The following is a 5,386-nucleotide window of genomic DNA, read 5'->3' on the forward strand; positions in this document are numbered from 1 at the left end:
ATAATTGTCCCTTCCACCCGCCGTAAGCGCTTACTTTCCTTTAGATTTTCCGTTTATCTTTACTGCTTTTCACCTGATTTCTAACTACAAGTTTGCACTCGTCACCCCTCCTTAGCATAAAGTATATTGTATACCATTTATTGCAGTCTAACATATTATTTATGATATTAATAGTATTTTTGCAAATAATCTAACAATTAATTTGATGGAAAATTACTCCTATACCATAAAAAATCCAGGGAATGGAAACCTGGTTCACGTTTCCACTCCCTGGATTTTATTATTATGAAATTTCCTCTTCGCTTAACGAATATTCACCCAAACACTCTTCACTTCTGTGTATAATTCAAGCGCGTAGCTGCCCATCTCGCGCCCGATACCGCTCTGCTTATATCCGCCAAACGGTGAAGCAGCGTCAAATACATTATAGCAGTTCACCCAAACTGTACCGGCTTTAATACGGTCCGCCAGCTTGTGGGCATTGGCAACGTTCTGCGTCCATACGCCTGCTGCAAGCCCATACGTCGTGCGGTTCGCTCGCTCAATCAAATCGTCAATGTCCTCAAACGGCATGGCCGCCAGCACCGGACCGAAAATTTCTTCCTGGGCGATCGTCATATCATCCGATACTTCCGAGAACACCGTCGGCGTCACAAAATAACCCTGTGCAAGCGTCTCATCCTCCCGCACGGCAGAGATTATCTGTGCCCCTTCTTTTTGTCCGATATCGATATAATCGGTTACCCGATTGTACTGCTCTACCGACACAAGAGGTCCCATCTCGGTGTCCGGTAACAGGCCATTGCCCACTTTAATTTTCTCTGCATGAGATACCATATCACTTAGTACATTATCGTACACTTTTTTGTGTACATACAAGCGTGAACCCGCGCAGCATACTTGTCCCTGATTGAAGAAAATACCGCTCAACGCTCCTGGAATCGCCCGGGACATGTCCGCATCCGGAAGAATAATATTCGGCGACTTGCCGCCCAGCTCCAAGGAAATTTTCTTCAATGTTCCTGCCGCTTTCTGCATAATCAGTCGTCCTACTTCAGTCGAGCCGGTAAACGCAATCTTATCTACATCATAATGTTCGACGAGCGGCTGTCCCGCCGTTTCGCCGAATCCAGGCACGATATTGACCACGCCTTCCGGAAATCCGGCTTCCATAATAAGCTCTCCTAAGCGGAGGGCCGATAGCGGTGTCTGCTCTGCCGGCTTCAATACTACAGTGTTACCGCAGGCGAGTGCCGCGCCCAACTTCCATGCCGCCATAAGCAGCGGGAAGTTCCACGGGATAATCTGGCCGACTACGCCGACCGGCTCCCGTTTCGTATAATTGAAATAATTCGGTACGGAAACCGGAATGGTCTGTCCGTAAATCTTCGTTGCCCAGCCTGCGTAGTAACGGAAATGATCCACTGTTAGCGGGACATCCCCATTGCTCGTTTCCCGAATTGGCTTTCCGTTATCCAGCGTTTCCAATTGCGCCAATTCCTCTGCATTTTGTTCAATCAAATCGGCCAGACGATACAGCAATTGTCCGCGCTGTGACGGACTAATTTTGCTCCATGGGCCGCTAAGAGCCGCTCTCGCTGCTTTTACCGCTCTGTCAATATCCTCTGCATCGCCTTCGGCCACCTGACACAATACTTCCTTCGTGGCCGGGTTGATCGTCGCGAACGTCTTGCCGCTCGCAGCTTCCACCCATTGACCGCCTATCAACATTTTCTTTGGCTCTTTGAGGAACTTTTCAACATTGGGATGTAACGATGGCGAAGCTAGCTGCATGAACAAATGCCTCCTTTAATTTTTAATATGCCAATCCATCACCTACTATATATGAAGGCGCTCGCAAAATAAATAGTTTTTTTAAGAAAATATAGAATATTCTTTCGATATTTTATTACAAATAACGACAATGAAAGCCGGCATTTTTCGAATAAGAAAAATGTCGGCTCTCTATCGTGCTATTTTGGTTATTGCTCCGGTGGACGCTTTTTTCTGCCTCCATGGCTCGGATATTTATGGCGGGGTTTCGGATTGCGCATCACCATGTACGGTTCAAGCTCTCCGTCCTCATACATAAACGGAATTGGGGAAATGGGAATGTTGCCCCGCATCGAGAAATCAACCGCGATTTGTGCCAGCATATATGCGCCTTTGGCATCCGCCAGATCAGCGACGATAAGTACGTCTTGATGCGGAAGCGCTACGCCCATCTTACCCTTCACTTTCTGGCGCATCCAGGAGAGTAAATTAGGATTCAGTACACGGCTGGCACTGTAACTGTCATCTGCTGCAAAGAAATAGAACACATTATCCCCCACCTGATCCTGCTTTGGTACACTGTCAAGCCGGATTAGATTGGTGACAGCAGTGTTATGCAGCTCGTCTTCCTTCATGCCTGCTTCCGCAAGCATCTCCCGCGTCACCAGCGTATAGCTCATCTGCAAATCGAGCGCGTACAATATCGCCGTTTCCGCCGTATGCTCACGCCATACAATATTCTTCTTTTCCTCTCCCCCAAGAAAAGACGGATGACGAAGCACCGGGTACAGGCGTGCCTCACTGCCACGTAGTGTATGCTTCTGCGTCGCTTCGCGGGCGGTCAGGACCACCTTTTTCACAAAGTCCTGTATCCACTGCTCCTTCTCCGACTCATGCCGCTCTACTTTAGCAAACAGAGGCGCAAGTTTTACATTCAGGCCTCCGTCCCGCTTCTTGGGGTGAAACAGCGTAACAGAGGCTCGCTGGTCGTCTCCGCTCTCTATCCGCCAATCGTCCGGAAGTGAGTTCCGCAGTGATTCTATAACCTTTTGATACGTCTCTTTTTGTAATTCGTCTCTTTTATTTTCTTCCATTGTATCTCCTTTACGTCTGAAAAAGCTTCTGTTCGAATTCTTGAATAACCTGGCTGGCATCTTCCCCTGTCCAATCCGCGAGCCGGGCAAGTGCGGTCTGGATAAATTCGATGAATTCATCCAGCTCTTCGGCGTCATATACCACTTCGTCGCCCTCCATACGGGATGTCACCACCATCGATGTAACAAACCGTGTCATCGGAACGTATTCATCATTGAGAAAATAAAACACATACGGGTACTGCTCCACCAGGCGGCTGGCCCATGCGTTAACCCCCTCATCCCCCATGACATCCTCAAGCTCACCGGAAAAACCGTAAAACGAAAACACCAGACCGCCTCTCTTCTCGCGGATGCGCTTTGGATCTGACAGGATATCATCAAAAAAAGCAGCCAGTTTTGTAATATCTTCCTTCTCCACTTCTTCGCGCGACACTTGAAGCGGCGTAATATGGGCAAACTCGTCCTCTTCCGCTTCAGGCCGGGCTTCAGGTTCCGCATTATTGAGTTCTGCGCTGTCTAATCCGTATCCATGCTCAGCAGACGACAGCGTATCCTCATCCTCTAAACGCTGTGACATCGTGTCCAGCCACCGTTCAAAGCGGATAAAATCCTCTTTCTTCAGTTCCCAGCCAATCGCTTCGGCGAACATGCCCACAACCCGGCGTGCATCCCACCCGAGCGCCTCACACGTATCATAAATCATGACCAGGCGGCTCTGCACGAATGTATGCTGTTTCTCCGGCTGCACAGGTAACACATACGTCCGGTAAATTCTGGCCGTTTCTTCATCTGTCCAATCAAAAAACGCAGTGGCATCATATGTCTCCCGCTCAGCGCCCTCGATATATTTTCCGATACGCTTGCCGAAGAATTCGTCAGTCTCCGCCGCCAGATCCGGCGAAAGGCGAAGCTGCAGGCGACCCTCACCGCGCAGCCCCCGTTCAATTTGCTCCAGAATTTCTTCGATAAGGCGAAAGATTTGTTTATAGCTATGGTGCTCAATTTTATCGCGCGTAATGACATACGTGTACGGTTCGGCACGTCGTTCTTCCAACACTTTCTCTTCCACGGCAACACCTGATACGGAATCCGCCCCTTTTGCCTCTTCCGCTTCCATTGTATCTTCCATTAGCTCCATCTCTGGCCGTTCTGTCGCCTCTTCACGCTCTTCCTCGTTTTTCCGTCCCGCAAACATTCTGCGCAGGAATTGTCTTACCATGATTTAACTCCTCCTGTTGCCTTTTCCTACGTATTCGACACTCTTTTTATGTTTTCCTACCCTATTGTAAGGGTAAAATGACAGCAGGAAAAGCATCCAAAGCACGTATCTGGCGTGCGCTAAAAATCTAATTGACAATCTGCTCTCTTGTGCCTTATGATGATTCAATCATGATTCAATCGCCGAATCCGTAAGGAGCGGGGGACCCACGTAGTAGGGGTGAATCACCTCTGGTGTAGGGCATTCAACCTTATGCCCGAACCCGTCAGCTAACCTCGTAGGCAAAATAAGGAGAGGAATTATGGTTAGCTTTTTCAGGAATGTGTTAAAAAAAGAAGCCAAGCCAAAAACATTGATTGAATTACAAACAGATGCAAAAAAGTGTTTAAGCGGCTTAACAGGCAAAAAAGTGACCGTAAAGGTAGAGACAAAGCAGGAGAAAAAAGAAATTAAAGGAATTCTCAAGAAAGTGTCTGCTGAAATTATGGGCACGCAGCATCAATGCCTGCATTTCTGTCTTGACATCAATACGCAGAGTATCGGGACGCTGGAAGTAAGCTCCGTTTACGAGGACGATGACCAGGTCATTGTGCTGTGTGAGCCAGACCACGCAAAGCCAGGACACTACAACAAAATCATTACAGTTACGAAATAAGAATATTGACACCCCGCCTCTCTAAAAGGTTGGGGTGTTTATTTTTTTTGTGCCTTTGCGGCAATAAACAAGTAACTGTTTGGAGCAAAGGAGTGACACAGATGGAGCTTGCGATTACGATCGCTGTGATTGTAGTGGCCATTGCCGTGGCCGTTCTAACTATTTATATGGTTATTTTCTTCCGTAATTTAATTCCACTTGTAAAAAATGCGGATGAAACCGTCCGTCATGTGCAGACGAATATCGACCAGCTGATGGCGAGCGTCGACGTCTCGCTCGGTGAGATGAACCGAATTTCGAGCGATATTGCCGTAAAGATGGATAAGCTCGACAGCAGCTTCGAAGCTGTGGATTCAATTGGCCGGGGTCTGACCATTGCGTCGGAAACCGTCCAAGAAAAAATGGTGAAAAAAGATCAGCGCTGGGCAGATAAAATTTCAGAGCTGGCGGCCGCCGGTTTCAGTATTTATCAGGGCGTCAATAAACTTCGTCAGCAGAAAGCAACGGCACAATCACCCGCGCAGCCTCCGCGGCAGATGTAAGCCTAAGAAAAGGACTCGCTTTTTTAAAAAGCGCGGCTCTTTTTTTTTCTGTGAAAATCATGAGGAAAGAAGGAAGGGGAAGAAGAAATGAGATCCAGGG

The 5,386-nt window shown here is 48.0% G+C and carries 5 protein-coding genes and 1 riboswitch; of the genes, 2 read left to right on the plus strand and 3 right to left on the minus strand.

Going from position 1 to position 5,386, the window contains the following annotated elements:
- Positions 1 to 303: 303 nt before the first annotated feature.
- The 3 genes from ADA01nite_RS19770 to ADA01nite_RS22290 all read right to left on the minus strand — a co-directional run bounded on the left by ADA01nite_RS19770 (position 304) and on the right by ADA01nite_RS22290 (position 4,089).
- Positions 304 to 1,794, minus strand: a complete 1,491-nt coding sequence (locus ADA01nite_RS19770) for an aldehyde dehydrogenase family protein (RefSeq protein WP_146812156.1) — start codon at positions 1,792 to 1,794, stop codon at positions 304 to 306.
- Between the two features lie 188 nt (positions 1,795 to 1,982).
- Complete coding sequence (locus ADA01nite_RS19775) at positions 1,983 to 2,867, minus strand: DUF1444 family protein (protein ID WP_170230384.1); 885 nt, start codon at positions 2,865 to 2,867, stop codon at positions 1,983 to 1,985.
- A 10-nt stretch (positions 2,868 to 2,877) separates the two neighbouring features.
- Positions 2,878 to 4,089 (minus strand): hypothetical protein, encoded by a 1,212-nt coding sequence (locus tag ADA01nite_RS22290; RefSeq protein ID WP_170230385.1) that lies wholly within the window; start codon positions 4,087 to 4,089, stop codon positions 2,878 to 2,880.
- 170 nt (positions 4,090 to 4,259) lie between these two features.
- Positions 4,260 to 4,388: riboswitch (cyclic di-AMP (ydaO/yuaA leader) on the plus strand.
- Between the two features lie 2 nt (positions 4,389 to 4,390).
- Between ADA01nite_RS22290 and ADA01nite_RS19780 the strand changes: the two genes are divergently transcribed.
- Positions 4,391 to 4,744, plus strand: coding sequence for a hypothetical protein (locus ADA01nite_RS19780; RefSeq protein WP_146812158.1), 354 nt, complete (start codon positions 4,391 to 4,393; stop codon positions 4,742 to 4,744).
- A 101-nt stretch (positions 4,745 to 4,845) separates the two neighbouring features.
- A complete protein-coding gene (locus ADA01nite_RS19790) occupies positions 4,846 to 5,286 on the plus strand; it encodes a DUF948 domain-containing protein (protein WP_146812160.1) in 441 nt (146 codons plus the stop codon).
- Positions 5,287 to 5,386: the final 100 nt, after the last annotated feature.

Source organism: Aneurinibacillus danicus (genome assembly GCF_007991215.1).
GTDB lineage: Bacteria > Bacillota > Bacilli > Aneurinibacillales > Aneurinibacillaceae > Aneurinibacillus > Aneurinibacillus danicus.